The sequence below is a fragment of the Kistimonas scapharcae genome (assembly GCF_039540975.1).
Taxonomy (GTDB): domain Bacteria; phylum Pseudomonadota; class Gammaproteobacteria; order Pseudomonadales; family Endozoicomonadaceae; genus Kistimonas; species Kistimonas scapharcae.
Genome location: NZ_BAABFL010000207.1, coordinates 1 through 899, shown reverse-complemented (window position 1 = coordinate 899; position 899 = coordinate 1). Strand labels below are relative to the sequence as shown.

General features: G+C 40.7%; 1 protein-coding gene. It reads left to right on the top strand.

Going from position 1 to position 899, the window contains the following annotated elements:
* Nucleotides 1–292: 292 nt before the first annotated feature.
* The coding region (locus ABD892_RS10445; protein WP_345195563.1) for a hypothetical protein at nt 293–899 on the top strand (607 nt) is incomplete at its 3' end.

Below are 899 nucleotides of genomic sequence, written 5' to 3'. Positions count from 1 at the left end.
TTTCCCGCTCAGAGGAGCTACACGACAAAGTCATCGGAGAATTCATCTCCAGAATGTGGTATCAACCGGTTTGAAACATGACCAAGTTATCAGTTTACGTATGTCTGTTTTGGTTTAAGTGGAAGCATCTTGTTATTACCCGCTATGCCTAACCAGTATGTTTATTAAGGAACTGTATCCCTATTAAGCAGTCTTTTGAGTAAGGAAAGCCATTCTGAGTGTAATGTTTTTCTTGTTTTCAATGTGCCTCATTTTCAAGGTCTTTTGTGTTTTTCACTAAAGGGGTTAAGTAATGGATAGAGATCAAAATTATGTTTTTTACGGGTGTTCCGCTTTATCAATGGGCTGGAATTGGTATCTGGACGGCTATGGATGTCTTGGTTTGGGGAAAGTCGTTCTGGCATGTGTTTTTTGCTTTGGTTATCGCGTTGAAAAAGCAGAGGCTGACAATGTTTACAGCCAGCATAAAGGGGCACTTTTTGTCGGGCAGTATTTAGTTCAAGCCGCTGAAAGTGTCAGTATTGATGGTCGTACAATATATATAGTAGAGGGTAGACGGGAAAGAATTGAGAGTGAGCCTGTTCCAAGGCCGACTTCGAAGGAGGATGAGATTCCTGGCAAGTTGGCGACAGCTTCTTCTGGAGTATTGGCCGGCCATGCTGAGATAACGACCAGAAAAAAAGGTCTTGATCGTATGGCTATCTTGCAAAAGAGTTTTGGTTTTTTTCTTCATGTTGAGGTTTCATTAGGAAATTTTTATGAGGTGATTAAATATCTCGGGAAATACTTTGAGGCAATTCGTGAAGGGGTTTCAGAGGCGGTGTTTAGCTTAAATGTGGTTTTACCCAGTGTTTTGAAATCCTTTCTAATAACCCATCTTCTGAGAAGATTTCAGTCTT